Raw genomic sequence first — 17,702 nt, 5'->3', positions numbered from 1 at the left:
TTACTGTGAAGTTCCATTGTATAGTTGTCGTTCAGGTTGCTTCGTTCGCGTTATCTTTACCCTTGATGGCACAAGGAAGAAATTGCACATACAGTTACGTATCTGATGGCCAATACGTTCACGACGGGCAGCACATTGTATGTGGATGGCGGGTACACCTTGATTTAAGAGCCGGAGTTATATAGGCCCAAAAGAATACTTTCTTTAAAATAAAATGATGAATTATGGCGAAAAAAGTTGAGATCTATCCTGTTTTTGTACTACAGGGTGGATCTTTTTCCTTTTATTTACTCTTTTTGTTTAGATTCTGTTTATCGCAGTGCACTACAATAGGCCTTACGTATCAGATGGATTGAATTTATATGTAAAAAACATGAGATAGGGAGGATCAAGTACATGAATTACAGAAAAATAATTAGTTTGATGCTCATTATGGTGTTAGTAGCTCCATGGTTGGCACCAGCAGGGAAGGTTAGTGCCGGAGCATCATTTCCTGTACCAGGAAATGATGGCCTAATCACAATCAAGCGGACGGAAGATCATAACGTTGAAGTACATTGGAGGTATGCTGGCTCTGATTCTACTCCATCCTATGAATTAAAATACCAGGTCTTCGTTTCCGGTGTTGCCGACCTGAACAACATGCAAGAAATTAGAGAAAAACTTGAGTATGGAGATGAGGAGTGGGTGTTGGGTTCAGAGTCTCCGGACGGCACATTCTCTAAAAAAATCACGGGTTTAAGCAACACCGAAACGTACTATTATAATGTAATGGTTGTAGATAAAAATGGGTTGGAAACTGCATACAAGATGCAATCTTTTAACCCTAGCACACAGCTGAGTGAATTGGATCAGTTTAACGAAATCAAAAAAAAGATAAAGCAGGGCGATACTTCTGACTTTAAACAGGAAGTTATAGACCTTTTTCGTAATAAACAATTCATAACCGATCCTGATTTTAATTCGTTATCTGAAGGCGATCAGATTGAACTCGCAGCACATGTACTGAGTCTCGATCCACCAACTAGCGATGGATATCAGAATAAGGGACAAGTTCAATATCTGGTGCAGTTGGCTCTGCAAGCTCTGGAACTTCCCCGTAAAATTGGAGGATCAGACTCCAGAATAGTCCTTGATGAATTTTATGGAAAGCTAGCAGAGCGGAAACTGCATTTTGATTATCCTAGTGTCGAAGAGGGATACTATGAACGTATTGATCTGTATCTCAACTCTTCAGATATTGAAAAACGTATGACTGCTTATATATATGAGCGTAAAATCATAGGTAACCCTTCCATTAAGAAGATTCTGGGTTATAGGGATTCAGTAGTAAGTGATACTCCTTTTATAAATAAGGTAGTATCGTCAGAAGATATGATGAAAGTATTAGATGAGATGTTTGAAATTCAAGAAGGTATAGAATCGTATAACTCCAAAGAAGAAAACCAAGAAAAACCACTTGGAAGTTTCCCTTTGGATATCAGCAAATGGGAAAACCTCTCATCCGAAGAGCAGGAGCAATTGGCTGATCTTATGCTTAGTGAAAGACCGGATGAAGGATATACAAGTTTTGAAGAAATCCAGACTGCATTTAATAAATTTTTCCCTGATGATAACGAAAGCGATCCATTGACTGTCTTAAATACTGCAAAGAGCAACAGTAATATCGAAGCAATGCGAATGGCTATGGAAGATCCAGAGCTGGGTATCACTCTTCCTAACGGATACGGTGCCTTGTCTTTGCAGGTTAGAGATTTCATTGCGGGATTCTTGATTGAATATGTAAATAAAGATTACAAAAATAAAGAACAGGTCCAATATATGATTGAACTTGGTGTATTGGCACAATCTGTTTGGGAGCAGAGGGAACTCAATGTTCTTAGGAATAAGCTGGATCTGCTCGCTCAGCAACTAGTAAATGGACCTAATCACTTTAATGACCAACAGACCTATGTGCTACGCAGCCTTGGACAACAACATTTGGAACGTAGCAAAGTAGATAAAGGTGTACTGGCATATAATTACTTGCATCTAGTTGCATTCGAAAGGTTGGAAGGAGTGTCTAAAGGGGATATTGTTGATCCTGATATTGTCCTGAATCTCCTCTCTATGCCTATCGATTCATTTGAGCAAGCTACTTCTATACCGCGAATGGATCAATGGCTTGATAAAGCAATGAAAGATCAGAGTAAAGGTGAAGCATTCTTCAGCAAATACAAATTTAATCTTAGAGGCGCTCTTGATTTATCCAAAAGGGCAGAACTCAGTACTGAAGGCCAGAAGGAATTGGCTGAATGGGTCCTAAATGAACAAGACAGCTATGAGGATGTTGGGAATCTGCAATATGTATTTAATCGATTCTTTACGGCTCCTAATGTGAAGGGTAATGACATTAATAACACCCTAACGGGCTTGGACAGCACGATGGAGATATCCTTTGACAATAAGCTGCACTGGATTGATGTTGCCTTCATTCAAAAAATGGACCTTAGCGGCAACAAAACGGTATGGGTTCGTTGCAAAGCAATCAGCGATGAACTGCCAGGCCGCGCTGTGAAGTTTGTCTTTACACAAAATGGTGATAGCAGCACAGATAATGGCAATACTCCAACGCCTAACCCGGGTGGAAACACAGGTGGTGGTGGCGGATCATCTACGACTACGCCTGTAACGTCTACACCTGCACCAACAACGAAACAAGAGCAGATCGTGGTTGACGTTAATGGAACAAACGGCACGAACCTGACCAAAACGCCGATTACCCGTACAACCGAAACCAACGGCACGATCAAAGACCTGGTGAAAATGACCGAAGCGATTGCCAAGGAATCTGTTGAAAAAGCGAAGCAATTGAACATGAACACCGCACGCATTGTCATCCCAGACACCAAAGATTCCGTGTCCGAGACACGTATTGAACTGCCAAAGGCAGCGGTGAAAGAATTGAATGATGGTTCGCTTAAGCTGGAGATTTCCACTGAAAATGTAGTGATTTCCGTTCCGACGAATTCCATCGCCGGATTCGATCAAGACTTATACTTCCGTGTGGTTCCACTGAAAAAGGAATCCGAACGCAAAGAAGTGGAAGAACGTGCGAAGAAAGAGCAATTGATTCAACAGGTTGCTCCAAACACGAATGTACGCGTGCTGGCTCGTCCGGTAGAGATCGACACGAATATGCAGAGCCGCGAAGTGACACTCACGTTGCCACTGCGTGACAGTCTGCCAACTGATCCGGCTGCTCGTCAGCAAGCATTGGACAACCTGGCGATCTATATCGAACACAGTGACGGCACAAAAGAATTGATTCAAGGCAAATTGGTGCAACTCGCGGATAACAGCGAAGGCATTGAGTTTGTTGTAACGAAATTCAGTACGTTCACCCTCGTTGTTGTGGATGGACTGAAAGCTTCACAAAGTACACATCAACCGTACATCCAAGGTTTCGGTGCTGACTTCCGTCCAGACGCATTCGTAACACGTGCACAAATGGCAGCCATGCTGGCTCGCAATCTTCCAACTGAAAAAGCAGGTTCCGGGAATAGCGTGAGTTACAAGGATGTATCTGCAACACACTGGGCAACAAGTGAGATTCAAAAGGCTCAATCCGCTGGTATCATGAACGGCATGAGCAACACTCAATTTGCACCGGAAGGTTCGATCACCCGTGCACAGATGGCAACGATTGCGTATCGCTGGACGCAGCAACAAGCGAGTGCAACAACCGTGAATGGTCCAGCAGTTTCCTTCACAGACGTATCCGCAGACCTGTGGGCAGCAGATGCGATTGCATACGTGCAATCGGCTGGCCTGATGGTTGGATACAACGATGGTACATTCAAACCGGATAGTAAGCTGACGCGTGCTGAAGCGGTGAAAGTGTTGAACGTACTGTTCAACCGGACACCCCTAACTGGCGCAGTTACGCTAACGTTCAGTGATGTACCAGCAACACACTGGGCATATGCTGATATCGAAGCCGCAGCGCAAAAGTAATATCTGTTACAGAATCACAGAGTTCAAAATGAAGAAAAAGAGCAGGTTATCGATAAGATAACCCGCTCTTTTTTGTATCCATAAGTTCAAGAAAGGGCAAACCCGAGGTTCAACTGACATACCTTTGAATTCATGGTAATGATTTAATTATTGAACAGGGGTTCTGTTCGGAGCAAATAGTTACCCCGTACCTCTGCAGCCCAGTATGCAAAGACCTCTCTCCATTGAACACTGTTAAAGAAATCCTCTACGGATTGGTTTTCGGAATCCCAATCAACAAATATGTTGAGAGGTGTAATTCCTCCAGCCCAAATTCCATTACTGACGTCAGTTCCCGTCTCTCTAACTAATAAAATTGGAATCCCGAATTGAAAAGCCATGGCAGGCTCGATTTGAGAAAAAGTAGATCCTTCCCAGAATGGGGTGTTTGTTGGTGGCCCTCCTACATTGGATTTAAGAATTTGAACAAAAAATCGTTGGAAGTTGATGGCGAGCAAGCCATAGCTCGAAAAAACCAAGCGCCGTATATTCGTCAGGATATTTTCCGGATATTGTTCGCTTACGGGCAATGTGCGGGGGAAGAGCAATGCATCTTCAATTTCCGCAATAAGACGGTTCAGAAATTGTCCTTGCAGGTCATTTACCGTGTTGGTTGTACTCAAAAAGGTCGGAATACGAAAAGCGCGATCTACACATTCATTGATAGCCGAGGATGTATCTTTTTCATAGTAGATGGGCTTAGGATTTGAGGAGGAAGTTCTTACATTACCGCGGACGGTTGGGAGCTCCGATATCATGCTTACGGGAGCAATTTTTTTCATGGGAATTTGCTGAGTCTTAACCTTATTTTTTGTATTACTCAATGTTCACATCTCCAATGCATAAGAATCTGGTTTTTATTTAGTCCCAGTCTATGCATTAGCCCATTTTGTGTTACCGATTGCCCAAATATAATGCCGATGGCGACGTAGTCGTTAGTCCATTAAGAAATTGTCCTTGCTTGTATCAAAAAACGGCACAGGATTTTTTCCCATACCGTTTTGGAATTCTTACTTTTCCTATCTTGCTTTAAGCTGATCTCGATTCTCTTTCACTACTGCACATTAGTCATTCTTCGGAAGAGAACTCTCGTAAAATTTACCGTCTCGCAACTTATCCACGAATTCTTGGAGCCAGACGTAATACTGCTCCGCGTGTTGGAGTTTGTGCAGATCACGCAGTGCATCATCTCGATCTTCAGAAGAGGTATGCTCCGAAAGGATCATTGTCGACAGGTCAGGAATGACCTCACGAATACCTTCTAACATGACATCTACTTCCCGTTGGAGCTTGGCCCCGAAGAAATTTTGGAACGTACGATAGAAGTCGGTCTCAGCCAGATATTGATCCTGGCGATCCTTCTTTTCCTCCAGTTTATAGATCATCTGTGATTCTGTAAGCGAACGAACCGCATAGCTCATGTTGCTCTTGCTCATATTCATCGAGTTTTTCATCTCTTCAAGTGTCATCGGTCGATCCTCAAAATACATGATGCCGTACAATTTGCCAAACGTATGATTAACCCCATATAGATCCATCGTATTGGCGATGGCCTCAATGACTCTCTCCCTCAGCGCATGCCGATCAGGTAACGAAGAATGGTTCGGGTTCCCGGCAGTTTCTTTTCCCACAATGTCACCTCTGGTTTATGATAGCGTTCCCACTAGCTGCCTCATATTTTACATGACTTGCTCCAATTTTAACATAAGCCGGAATTAAAATTTTCAATACGAGTGTACAATCAATTTTGTACAGAATAAGTATAAAGCTGATTATACTCAAAAATTCCCAATCATTAAAGAAAAATTGGACAGTAAGGAGTGGGGGATTTGCGTTTAAAACTATGGAGGGAGTCTGAAGCAGTTCTATTCACGCTGCCAGCTCTAATCCCATTGCTGATCTTCTGGCTGGGACCTCTGGGATATATCGTTTATCTCAGTTTCACCGATTGGGACTTCATGAGCCCGGACAAGCTGTTTGTTGGTTTGGACAATTACAGTTATCTGCTGACAAACTCTGAATTCTATCGATCACTGAAAGTAACCTTGTTATTCGGACTGGGAAGTGTAATCCCAACTATTGTAGGCGGATTGGCACTTGCGATGCTCATGAATAGCAAAATCAAATCATCCGGCATCTTCCGGACATTACTCTTCTCACCTTGGGTCACCCCGACAGTTGCGGTGTCCATTGCGTGGTCCTGGATCTTCGAGCCCGAAGTGGGACTCGCTAATCTGATGCTGGGCTGGGTTGGCGTATCTCCGATCGGCTGGTTGCGTGACGCGGACTGGGCACTGGTTGCCGTTCTGATCGTCACGCTCTGGAAGTCGATTGGGTGGGCGATGGTATTTTATCTCGTTGCGCTACGAAATCTACCATCCGATCTGCTCGAAGCAGCTTCAATCGATGGGGCCAACGGTTGGGACAAGTTCAGAAGTATCACATTGCCGCTGATCTCACCAACGACGTTTTTTCTCTCAATTATTCTTACCATCCAGTCCTTGCAAGCCTATGACCAGATCAATGTCATGACGCAGGGTGGACCGGCAGGATCAACGAGAACGTTGCTGTACATGTATTACCAGTCTGCATTCGAATCCTTTAATGTAGGTGAAGCTTCGTCCATCGCCGTTGTGATTATTCTGATCTGCGTGTTGCTGTCGGGAGTATCCTTCCTGCTTGGAAGACGTCTGGTGCACTACTAATGACAATGACATTGCCCAACAAAAAGTCTAAACGGATGAAGCGCAAGGAGTTGCAGAACGTGTCACAACCGAATTTTAAAATAAGTAAATTAATCCGCTACCTTCTGCTAGCCATTATCGCGCTGGGTACAGCCTTTCCCTTCTATTGGATGGTCATTAGCGGATTCAAAACCAATGATGAGATCTGGCAGTTTCCGCCGACCTTCTGGCCGGAGACATTCCTGTGGAGCAACTATGTGGATGCCTGGAATGCGGCACCATTTGCCCGTTATATCCTGAACAGTACCGGGGTGGCATTAGCCATCTGTCTATTTCAGATCGTCAACTCCAGTATGATGGCGTACGCCCTGACACATATGAAATTCCGTCTCAAAGGTGCACTAACATCCCTGATTCTGGTGGGTTATATGATACCGAGTACGGCCGTGTATCTGCCTAGTTACTTGGTACTTAGTGAGCTTAACCTGCTGGATTCCTACACAGGCTTGATTGTATCCAACTGCGTCAGCGTGTTCTCCATCTTCCTGATTCGGCAGGCGTTCATGCAGGTATCTCATGAATTGGTGGAAGCCGGACAGCTGGACGGTGCATCCCACTTCCGGATTCTCTGGACGATTATTACGCCGCTTGTTCGCTCAAGCTTCGCCGTGATGGTGCTGATTACGTTTATTGAGCAGTACAACAACTATTTCTGGCCTATGCTCATCACCAAAGACCCTGATTTACAGCTGGTATCGGCGGGTCTGCGCAGTTTCTTTGTAGAGGGCGGGGCATATGGACTGGCTTGGCCACAGATTATGGCTGCGAGTGCCTTCACCATCGCACCCCTACTTATTCTCTTCCTGTTCACCCAGAAGACCATCATGCAGAGCGTGAATATCACGGCTGGTGTGAACAAGAACTGATATGCACTACCATTCACCTAAAACGGGAGGAACAACAATGAATTGGAGTCAGACAAGCATGACATGGAAAAAGAGATTGAGGTTGAACTGGAAGAGTGGCATGTCGCTGGTACTCGCGACAAGCTTTGCACTGCTGACTGCTTGTGGAACACAAGCACCCGCAGAATCAGGCACGACGGCTGCTGCCAGTGGAACCGAAGCTCAGGCGAAAGATCCGGTGGAGATTGAGTTCTGGTATGGTCTGGGTGGTAATCTGGGCGATAACATGAAAAAGACGATTGATGCGTTCAACGCCTCCCAGAACGAAGTCGTTGTAAAAGGAATTGTACAAGCAGATTACACGGAAACGGAACAGAAGCTGCAAGCAGCAATTGCTTCCAAGAAGGTTCCAGCCGCTGTACTCAGCTCCAATATAGACTGGGCACGCAAAGGATATTATGCACCCATGGATGAGATGATTGCCGCTGATCCGAATTTTAAGAAAGACGATTTCATTCAGACATTCCTGAACCAGGGACAGGTGGATGGAAAGCAATACTTTTTGCCAATGTACGGTACAACTCAGATCATGTATTACCGTATGGATACGTTCAAGGAGAATGGAATCGACCCAGCGAGTCTGACGACTTGGGAGAAGCTGGCTGAGGCGGCAGCGAAGATGAGCAAGCAAGAAAATGGCAAGACCACCTTCTATGGTTGGGAACCGATGTGGGGTAGAGACAATATGATTGATGCCGTGCTGGGTAAGGGCGGACAGATTCTTAGCGACGATGGAAAAACCGTTATGATCGACTCTCCGGAATGGATCGAGACATGGGAATTGTTCCGTAAATGGATTAACGAAGACAAGATTATGGGCATTCACTATGGAGGTCAGGGCTGGGAGTACTGGTACAAAACGATTGATGATGTGATGAAAAATAAAGCAGCAGGTTACACCGGATCTAGTGGTGACCAAGGTGACTTGGACTTTAGCGTAGTCGCTGCAATGCAACAACCAGGCTGGGAAGGTATTGGTGAAGGAAAACCGGTAGCAAGTGCCATTTCGGCAGGTATTCCGTCAGCTGCAACGCCTGAACAACAACAGGCAGCATACAAATGGCTTACGTATTTCTCTGAGACTTCAAACACAGCTTCATGGTCCATGAACACCGGATATATTGCAGTACGTCAATCGGCTCAACAAGATCCAGAGTTCATGAAGTTCAGTGAGGAAAATCCGCAGATCACCGTACCACTGCAACAGGCAGCTCACGCTTCGGCTCCATTCCAGGATCCAACGGGTGGCAAAATCAATGATGCATTGAAGGATGCAGCTGATCAGGTACAGATCAATAATATGCCAGCGGAACAAGCGCTGAAGGAAGCGAAAGAGAAAGCACAGAAGGAACTGGATCGTGTAACGAAATAATAAACTTATATACAGGCACGTGAATTAAGCGAAAGGGGCGGTACATGCTGTACCGTCCTTTCCGTTCATAAAGATCGCAGACAAGGGAGTTAACCAATGCAAGATGAAACGTATGTAGACGGATTACCAAATCCGATTGAAGCCGTTTTGTTCGACAAGGACGGGACATTACTTGATTTTACGGGCATGTGGGGGTTCTGGACCGATTGTGTGTTGAACGACTTCAGAGATCAGTTGGCGACCAGGGGACTTCGTATCAATACAGATGAACTTCCACAGATCTGGGGTACATTCCACGATGAACAAGGCCGAATGAATGGGTATGACGTGCGGGGGCCACTTGCGATGGGAACCATGGATGAAGTGTATGCCGTGCTGACGTGGCATGGATATCGTGCGGGTCTTAGCTGGGCGGAAGCCAAGATCATGGTTCGGGAGTGTTTGGCGCGAGCGGAGGAAGAGATGGAGCAGCATCGTCCGGCATGTCCGTTACCGGGAGTTCAAGAATTCCTTGAACAGTGCCGTAGCGAAGGTGTCGCTATGGGTGTCGTGACGGCAGATGATACACCCAGTGCAATTAAACATTTACAGTGGATGGGACTGGATTCCTTTTTTGACGTGGTGATTGGTACGGATCTGGTGGAGCGGGGCAAACCTTTTCCCGATATGCTACTGCTTGCCTGTGAACGGTTGGGAGTATCTGTACAACATACTGTGGTTATTGGAGATACGGACGGAGACATGGAGATGGCACGAACCGCCGGTGCGGGGTACAGGATTGGCATTGGAGAACCGGGAAAAATCCGCTTGGCGGATAGAACGATTCAATCCTTCCATGAATTGCTGAATGGTGGGCTGAATCGATGACGAACAGTCACGCCTACTTGGGCTGGGTACTGTTGGCACTGGCCATCGGGCTGGAGCTGAGCGCTACCATTTTGCTGAAAGTATCGGATGGATTCTCGCGGTTATGGCCTTCGGTGTTGATGTTTGTCTGTTATGGCGCAAGTTTTACGTTTCTCAACTTTGCAGTGAAGTATATGCCGCTGGCTGTGGCCTATGCGATCTGGTCTGGCGTGGGCATTACGCTCATTGGCGTCGTGGGGCATTACTTTTTTGGTGAACGTCTGCGGCTCACGTCTATGGTCTGGATCGGTTTTATTCTGATTGGCATTATTGGACTGAAATGGAGTGATTCTTGATGGGAAATGAACATACACCGGAGCAACCTCTTGCCAGCTTTCAGGTTATTACGGACACACATGTGCGAGATGAGGCAGACCATATTCATAACCGGCATCTGGACCAAGCATTAGCCGACATAGCAACATTCAGTCAGGGGAGCAGCGGGATTATGCATGTGGGCGATGTGACGGATCGGGGGCTGCCGAGCGAATATCGTGAGTTGCAGCGCATCTGGAAGCAACATGCGGAGAGCTTGCCGGATATTCGGTACACGGTAGGTAATCATGATATTGGAGCCGTGGTATGGCAAGATCCACCGATCGTTTTGCTTGAGATGAAAGAAGATGAAGTAGCCGAGTTGTTGGAGCAGGAAGCAGATATCGAGCTGGTCACAAAACAAACCGCTGCTGAATCAGCTGCACTGATTGAGCAACTATCCGGCGGGACCTATACGTTGCCTGCTGCACCTTCGGAGCAGGAGGGCCAAGACGGGGAAACTATCTCTTCAGGAATGGACCCCATTACAGTCGCCGGGTTATGGCAGCGTCGATTAAGTGATTTTGAAGGGACAACCGGCATGAAGGGCTCTTACCACGACCATTGGATTGATGGGTATCATTATATTTTCCTGGGCACCGAGCAACCTCATCCGAAGGATTGTGATATGTCGGCCGAACAATTGGAGTGGCTGGATGCCAAATTGTCTGAGCGTGCAACGCCAGAACATCCCATCTTCATTTTCTTGCACCAGCCGCTTATGGATACGGTAGCTGGATCGTTGAAGGAACAGGGATGGTATGGTGTGAATCAGGATGTTGAACTCAAGGCCGTTCTGGCCAATTACCCGCAAGCGATCCTTTTCTCGGGTCACACCCATTGGCAGTTGGAGGCACAGCATACGATGTACGATGGTGCAGGCCACATGCCAACGATGTTCAATGCGTCGTCAGTAGGTTATTTATGGACGGATCAGGATGAGCATCTGGAGGGCAGCGAAGGGCTTCATGTGGAGATTTATAAGGATCGAGTTGTTGTGAAAGGACGGGATTTTGTCGCGTGTGAATGGATCGAGGGTGCTGAGTTTACGGTAAGTTATCCTGTAGAAGGGTAGTTATTTGGGTGGTAAAAAGGAAAGGGTTACTCTAAGGGTCAATGCCATTAAGACAAGTAAAACTTGATGACATTGCTCAAAGGGTGGCCTTTTTGGTATCCATCTTAAGGATATGTATCAGATCATCCACCCCATAAAGTTCCACGTGAAACGTAGCAGGGGAGGCTAGAGTTGGGTAAAGTTGTAAATAGGTATGACTACAAACTATACTCAAATAAGTACACATGATATGCACGTACTCGTTAATTTAACCTATTTACGGAGAGGAAGTAGAAGCGGCATGAGAGAACTTCAGGTTCAAACGACATATGGTACAGTTCAAGGCGAACTTTTGCACGATGCAAGCGTATGGAAAGGCATTCCCTATGCGAAACCTCCAGTAGGTGAGCTGCGTTTCAAGGCTCCGGTACAGCCCGAGTCATGGGATGGAATCAGACAGGCCAATCAATTTGGACCTGAGAATATACAACCACGAAATCATCAATCAGAAGGCCAGACAGAAATTCCGAATGAGTCAGAAGATAGTCTATATCTGAACATCTGGGCACCTAAGGAAAAAAGAGCAACACCACTGCCGGTCATGGTATGGATTCACGGTGGTTCCTTTGTAACAGGTTCAGGTAGCCAGCCGATGTATGATGGTACACAGTTAGCGGTTCGGGGGGACGTCATCGTTGTGACGATCAACTACCGATTAGGACCTTTGGGTTTCCTGCATATGGCTCCATTGGGTGATTCATATGTATCCAATGCAGGTCTGCTGGATCAAGTTGCGGCATTACAGTGGGTGAAGGATAATATCTCTGCTTTTGGTGGTAACCCGGATCAAGTTACGGTGTTCGGCGAATCAGCAGGCAGTATGAGTATTGCAGCACTGATGGCGATGCCAGCGGCCAAAGGACTGTTCCAACGTGCCATTATGGAGAGCGGTGCATCCCAGTTCATGCCGGCAGAGCAAGCTTCAGCGTTGCGGGAAGGGATGTTAAAGATTCTTGGGGTGAACCGGGACAACCTGCAGAAGTTAAATACAATTCCTGTAGAGCAGATTATTGCAGCGGGTGAAACGGTCAAACAGCAGAGCGGGGCGGGTATGGCATTATTGTTCCAACCTGTATTGGATGGGCAGACACTACCACAGATGCCACTTCAGGCAGTGAGCGAAGGCTCAGCGCAGGATATTCCGGTGCTGATTGGTACGACATTACACGAGGGTGCACTGTTCATCCAGCCACATGTGCCTTTTTCAAAAGAAATCGATATGGTTCAGGGCGTAGACTTTATGACGCCAGATCTGGAGAACCGGGTAGCCATCGCGGATAGTTATCCAAAAACGGCAGATGGACAAGCTCAAGTGATGACCGATATGTTCTTCTGGCGGTCAGCGCTGCAATATGCTGCGGCACAGCAGAAGTATGCCCCAGTGTGGATGTATCGATTTGATTGGGTGATGCCGGAACATCCCCTGTTAAAAAGAGCAATTCACAGCATCGAAATGTTCTTTGTGTTTAATACACTGCATGTCCTCAAATTCATGAATGCAGAGCCGGATGAAGCTGCTGCGGCACTTGCCCTCAAGGTACAGGATGCCTGGATTTCCTTTGCCAAGAACGGCAAACCTGAAGTTGCAGGTGTGAACTGGCCTGAATATGAGCAGGATCGTGCGACACTAATCTTCAACCATGAGATTGAGGTCGTACATGATCCGGATGCAGCCAAGCGAGAGCTGTTAGGATTATAATGCAGGTGGGTTATTGTGTATGAATACTCTGAATAACTGCTATGTGCCCGATCAAAAGAGGACGTTCATTCTGAGAATGAACGTCCTCTTTTTGTAATCTGGCTAACGAAGTAAGCAGAACGTAAGCACTAATTAGAGGTACATTATGCCTTGTTATACTCCAAACATTATTTACGAGAGGCACGTGTGCGGGACACTTCATCGAAGTAGAAGGAACGTTTTTCACGGGAGAAGAGCACGATCAAGACATGAACAAAGAGCACGGCGTAGACTAACATATAGATGCCGAATGTTCCCAAGGAGATCCACATTTGATAAGGCTGAAGCATAACATCCTGATGACCTGAAAAAGCATAATCGTTGACCAAGCGAATGATCGTAACGAGCAGCCATGGAACATAGAGTGCGGCAAATCTTTTGAATAACGATTCACTGGTAGGTGTGCCGGTCTGACGATTCACATAGCGGAATCGCAAGATGGCCGAGCCTGGAGTTATCCCATTTCGCACCCAAGGTATGAAGAACAGTACAATGACCATAGCAATGGATGTACTTAGCGCATCACTGATCACATCAGATGCTGTGAAGATCGATATCAGATTCGAAAGGAAGACAACAACGACTCCATCGATAATTAACGCGAGCAATTGAGGCATAGTATACACTCGGTTTTGCTCCACAAGCTGTTCACTTTTCGCCTGAATGCTTGCACGTGATGGGAATAAAGCAAGCAGGATGGGCGCTGTGAAGAATCCAATGACTGCTCCCGAAGTATTCAATAACAGATCATCTACATCGAAGAGGCGGTAAGGACAATTATAATACCCGTAGAATCCGGTGATTTGAGTGATCTCGAAGAATAAGGAAAGCCCGAATCCACCAAGCAGGGCGTACTTCCAGAATGATCTCTTTTGAAAAAAGTAACGGATATATACACCCAGCGGCATGAGAAGCAGGACGTTAAATAGAACTTGCAGAAAGGCTCTGCCCTGAATCATGCTGAGATAGCTGGAAGGCTGGGTCCATACAATGGGTGTTTCCTTCATGATGTCTTTGACAAAAGTGAATGGAACCAGATTGTAGTAGATCGTGTCAGCGGCTTGCTGCGCACAGGTATCTCGCGTAGTCGGAAACGGCAGAATGACGAGGCAATAGGCGGCCAGAATATAAAAGATAAACGAAAAGCTGATGCCAAACCGTGACCAACTGAAGAAGCCGTCTTTGCGATAACCATAGATCAACCAAGGCACCAGCAAGAACATGGCCGCAACAACAAAGATCAAAAAAGCCGTTTGCACAGGGAAAACATATGAGGACATGAGTAGGAACTCCTTTGGTATTAAATATAATATAACAATTCATAGAGACATAAAAATTCATGTATGTGTAGTGCGTATCTAATAGTTACATCATAAGTAGTTACCCTTAAAGTGAGGGATGCATGAACCTTAAATTTGGTTTAAATCCATCCATGCAGTGACCAAGCGTATGGAATATACCGTCGAAATCCCGTATACTTGCGGGAATGCCAATCGTAGAATGGAGAGTTTAATACATATGTCTAATTTGCCTAACTGCCCCAAATGTAATTCAGAGTACACGTACGAGGATGGTAACCTGTTGGTTTGCCCGGAGTGTGCGCATGAATGGTCTTTGGAAGCAGACAATGATAACGCAGAGGATGCAAAAGTAATCCGCGATGCCAACGGAAATGTGCTAAGTGATGGCGATACCGTTACCGTCATTAAAGATCTGAAGGTAAAAGGTAGCTCACTTGTGGTTAAACAAGGCACGAAGGTGAAGAATATCCGCCTGATTAATGGGGATCATGATATTGATTGCAAGATCGACAGCTTGGGTGCGATGAAGTTGAAGTCTGAGTTTGTGAAAAAGATATAAGATCATATTGAGAAACGTTCTGTTCCGCATTCAATGGGAATTGAACGTTTTTTGTTTGACAGGAAATATTTAGTAGATATATACTGGTTGGAATTTAATTTTTCTGATTATAGTTGGGTGGTCTACATATAAGAAAAGGCAGGTGTCAGAGCGATGAAGAGAGATCATATTATTGAATATTATTCCGGGTTTGATGAGTGGGGCAGACTGGAGCGGGAACCAATTGAGTTCATCATTAACATGCATTACATCAGGCAGCATCTCCCCGCTACTGGTTGTATTCTGGATAATGGCGCAGGACCGGGAAAGTATGCCATGGAGCTTGCGAAGCTGGGGTACCAGGTCACTTTATCGGATCTGACACCTTCCTCTGTGGATACTGCGAGGCAAAAGGCTCAGGAGTTTGGTTTGACACAGCAATTCGATGGGTTCCATGTTCTCGATGCCACTTCGCTCTCCGGTATGGCTGATGAGACGTACGATGCGTCCCTCATGCTGGGGCCGTTATATCATTTGCAGACAGACGAAGAGCGCACGGCTGCTGTGCGGGAGTTGTACCGTGTGACCAAGCGAGGGGGCGTGGTGTTTGTAGCTATGCAAAGCCGAATGCGCATGAGTATCAATTCGTTACAATCTCCGCAGCAATGGAAACCAAATGATAACATGGCAGCAATCCGATCTTTTGTGGAAAAGGGTATATTCGATCATCAGGATCAAGGACGATTTACGGGAGCATACTATTTTAATATTCAGGACGTTACACCCTTCATGGAGCAACATGGATTTGAAACCGTTGATTTGATTGGTTCATCCAGCCTTAGAGCGATGCTCATGGACGAGCAACAGCAATATTGGAAAGAGCGTGGCGAGTACGAAGAACTCATTCAATATATGATTGAAGCCGCCAAAGACCCTTCCATATTGGGAATCTCGTCTCATCTGCTGTACATCGGGAGGAAGAAATAATAGACTTACAGGCAATGCTCTAAAAATCTATGTATTTTAGAATATCAGTCCATAGAATGCTGTTTGCACATGATATAATATTTCTATCTAATGGTCTGGAGGTGTCACTATGCAATGGAAGGAAGTTCAGGAGCGATTCCCTAATGAATGGGTCGTTTTTGAGGCAACCAAGGCGTACTCTAGAGAAGGCCAGCGTTACATTGAAGAGATGGCAGTGATTGATTCATTTGATGATTCTACAAAGGCACTAAAACGTTATGGTGAATTGCATCAGGAAGATCCCAGACGGGAATACTGCTTTTTTCACACTTCACGTCCAGAAGTTGTGGCAAGAGAACGATATGTTGGCATGAGAGGTCCTCGATGAAAATTTCAGAGGTTTATGGAATTTGATCAAGCCATAATTATAGAAAATAAACATAAATGTGCCCTCTGGAAACAGGGGGTACTTGTGTTTTTCATCAAAATAGTTCAATATTAAGATACATAACAAAAGGTGATCTACTTACAATAGGTAAGATGAACAACGGATCGCTTCATACCAGGGAGGAACAGACAATGGAAATCGGAATTAGTACATTTGTGGAGACGAATCCGGATGTAAAAACAGGAGAACTTATCAGTCATGCGCAGCGCATTCGCGATGTTGTTGAAGAGATTGTTTTGGCAGATCAGGTGGGTTTGGATGTATATGGCGTGGGAGAACATCATCGTGCCGACTACGCCGCTTCATCACCAGCTGTCATTCTGGCGGCCGCAGCTTCACAGACCAAGAATATTCGCTTGACGAGTGCGGTAACGGTGCTGTCATCGCATGATCCGGTACGGGTATATCAGGATTTTGCTACACTGGACGGCATTTCGAACGGACGTGCAGAGATTATGGCAGGGCGGGGATCATTTATTGAATCGTTCCCATTGTTCGGCTACGATCTGAACGACTACGATGAGTTATTCGACGAGAAACTGGATTTGTTGCTCAAGCTGCGTGATTCGGAAAAAGTAACCTGGGAAGGCAAACACCGCCCTTCCTTTAACAATCTGGGCATCTACCCGCGCCCTGTACAGGAAAAACTTCCGGTATGGATTGGCAGTGGTGGTAATCAGGAATCGGTAGTTCGTGCAGGACTGCTCGGTTTGCCACTGGTGCTTGCCATTATCGGTGGTCGTCCGGTGCAATTCGCACCACTGGTGGAGCTGTACAAGAAAGCAGCTGCACATGCGGGACATGATGCTTCCAAGCTGACGGTTGCTTCTCACTCTCACGGCTTCATTGCCGATACAACAGACGAAGCCGTGGAGAAATTCTTCCCGCCAGCGCAAGCGGTCATGAACATACTGGGCCGTGAACGTGGCTGGGGACACTACAGCCGTGCGACATTTGATGCGGCGCGTAGCCTTGAGGGTGCTTTGTATGTAGGTGATGTGGAGACCGTAGCTCAGAAAATTATTTACCTGCGCAAGGAAGTTGGGATTACACGCTTCATGTTGCACACCCCACTCGGCACCATGCCGCACAACGAGGTCATGAGAGCGATCGAACTGCTTGGTAAAGAAGTCGCTCCAATCGTGCGTAAAGAAATTGCACGTTGGGAAGCGGAGAACCAAGAGGCACGTTAATCGACTGAAATCGATACGGAACTAGATAGAGTCAACCAAATAAAGGAGCATGCCCTAGGCGTATTACGCCAATGGGTCTGCTCCTTTTTCGTTTATCTTCTAAAAGTATCTAAAACAGCACAGGTTT

The 17,702-nt window shown here is 45.9% G+C and carries 15 protein-coding genes; 12 read left to right on the top strand and 3 right to left on the bottom strand.

The window, feature by feature from the left end; genetic code table 11:
- Nucleotides 1-396: 396 nt before the first annotated feature.
- Nucleotides 397-3,996 carry an S-layer homology domain-containing protein gene (locus tag J2Z28_RS12595; RefSeq protein ID WP_211082763.1) on the top strand — a complete coding sequence of 1,200 codons (3,600 nt, stop codon included), beginning with the start codon at nt 397-399 and terminating at the stop codon, nt 3,994-3,996.
- 143 nt (nt 3,997-4,139) lie between these two features.
- On the opposite strand, the gene J2Z28_RS12590 is transcribed toward J2Z28_RS12595, so the two are convergent.
- Complete coding sequence (locus J2Z28_RS12590; RefSeq protein WP_244988257.1) at nt 4,140-4,859, bottom strand: hypothetical protein; 720 nt, start codon at nt 4,857-4,859, stop codon at nt 4,140-4,142.
- 240 nt (nt 4,860-5,099) lie between these two features.
- Nucleotides 5,100-5,666, bottom strand: a complete 567-nt coding sequence (locus tag J2Z28_RS12585) for a GbsR/MarR family transcriptional regulator (RefSeq protein WP_211082762.1) — start codon at nt 5,664-5,666, stop codon at nt 5,100-5,102.
- Nucleotides 5,667-5,864: 198 nt separating this feature from the next.
- Here J2Z28_RS12585 and J2Z28_RS12580 point away from each other — a divergent pair, with 198 nt between their 5' ends.
- The 7 genes from J2Z28_RS12580 to J2Z28_RS12550 all read left to right on the top strand — a co-directional run bounded on the left by J2Z28_RS12580 (nt 5,865) and on the right by J2Z28_RS12550 (nt 13,090).
- Nucleotides 5,865-6,740, top strand: a complete 876-nt coding sequence (locus J2Z28_RS12580) for a carbohydrate ABC transporter permease (RefSeq protein ID WP_036671737.1) — start codon at nt 5,865-5,867, stop codon at nt 6,738-6,740.
- Between the two features lie 59 nt (nt 6,741-6,799).
- The gene (locus J2Z28_RS12575) at nt 6,800-7,645 is read left to right on the top strand and encodes a carbohydrate ABC transporter permease (RefSeq protein WP_243391263.1); all 846 of its coding nucleotides are present in this window, start codon (nt 6,800-6,802) and stop codon (nt 7,643-7,645) included.
- A gap of 37 nt (nt 7,646-7,682) precedes the next feature.
- The gene (locus J2Z28_RS12570; protein WP_211082761.1) at nt 7,683-9,056 is read left to right on the top strand and encodes an ABC transporter substrate-binding protein; all 1,374 of its coding nucleotides are present in this window, start codon (nt 7,683-7,685) and stop codon (nt 9,054-9,056) included.
- Between the two features lie 96 nt (nt 9,057-9,152).
- Nucleotides 9,153-9,923, top strand: a complete 771-nt coding sequence (locus J2Z28_RS12565) for an HAD family hydrolase (RefSeq protein ID WP_211082760.1) — start codon at nt 9,153-9,155, stop codon at nt 9,921-9,923.
- Nucleotides 9,920-10,258: a DMT family transporter gene (locus tag J2Z28_RS12560; RefSeq protein WP_083684565.1), complete on the top strand. Its 339-nt coding sequence runs from the start codon at nt 9,920-9,922 to the stop codon at nt 10,256-10,258. Before J2Z28_RS12565 ends, J2Z28_RS12560 begins: the two co-directional genes overlap by 4 nt.
- Entirely contained in the window at nt 10,258-11,352 is a 1,095-nt protein-coding gene (locus J2Z28_RS12555; protein ID WP_211082759.1) for a metallophosphoesterase family protein, read from the top strand. Before J2Z28_RS12560 ends, J2Z28_RS12555 begins: the two co-directional genes overlap by 1 nt.
- Nucleotides 11,353-11,632: 280 nt before the next feature.
- Complete coding sequence (locus J2Z28_RS12550; RefSeq protein ID WP_211082758.1) at nt 11,633-13,090, top strand: carboxylesterase/lipase family protein; 1,458 nt, start codon at nt 11,633-11,635, stop codon at nt 13,088-13,090.
- 167 nt (nt 13,091-13,257) lie between these two features.
- Here J2Z28_RS12550 and J2Z28_RS12545 read toward each other — a convergent pair whose 3' ends face one another.
- Nucleotides 13,258-14,409, bottom strand: a complete 1,152-nt coding sequence (locus J2Z28_RS12545) for a VanZ family protein (protein ID WP_211082757.1) — start codon at nt 14,407-14,409, stop codon at nt 13,258-13,260.
- 238 nt (nt 14,410-14,647) lie between these two features.
- On the opposite strand from J2Z28_RS12545, the gene J2Z28_RS12540 reads away from it, so the two are divergent.
- The 4 genes from J2Z28_RS12540 (at nt 14,648) to J2Z28_RS12525 (ending at nt 17,575) form a co-directional block, all read left to right on the top strand.
- Nucleotides 14,648-14,989, top strand: coding sequence for a zinc ribbon domain-containing protein YjdM (locus J2Z28_RS12540; protein ID WP_211082756.1), 342 nt, complete (start codon nt 14,648-14,650; stop codon nt 14,987-14,989).
- Nucleotides 14,990-15,142: 153 nt separating this feature from the next.
- Entirely contained in the window at nt 15,143-15,955 is an 813-nt protein-coding gene (locus J2Z28_RS12535; RefSeq protein WP_211082755.1) for a class I SAM-dependent methyltransferase, read from the top strand.
- A gap of 109 nt (nt 15,956-16,064) precedes the next feature.
- Entirely contained in the window at nt 16,065-16,322 is a 258-nt protein-coding gene (locus tag J2Z28_RS12530; protein ID WP_074092774.1) for a hypothetical protein, read from the top strand.
- 191 nt (nt 16,323-16,513) lie between these two features.
- Entirely contained in the window at nt 16,514-17,575 is a 1,062-nt protein-coding gene (locus tag J2Z28_RS12525; RefSeq protein WP_091035571.1) for an LLM class flavin-dependent oxidoreductase, read from the top strand.
- Nucleotides 17,576-17,702: the final 127 nt, after the last annotated feature.

Source organism: Paenibacillus xylanexedens (genome assembly GCF_017874615.1).
GTDB lineage: Bacteria > Bacillota > Bacilli > Paenibacillales > Paenibacillaceae > Paenibacillus > Paenibacillus xylanexedens.
Note: the sequence above shows the minus strand (reverse complement) of the source record. Positions and strands in the feature narration are given on the sequence as shown.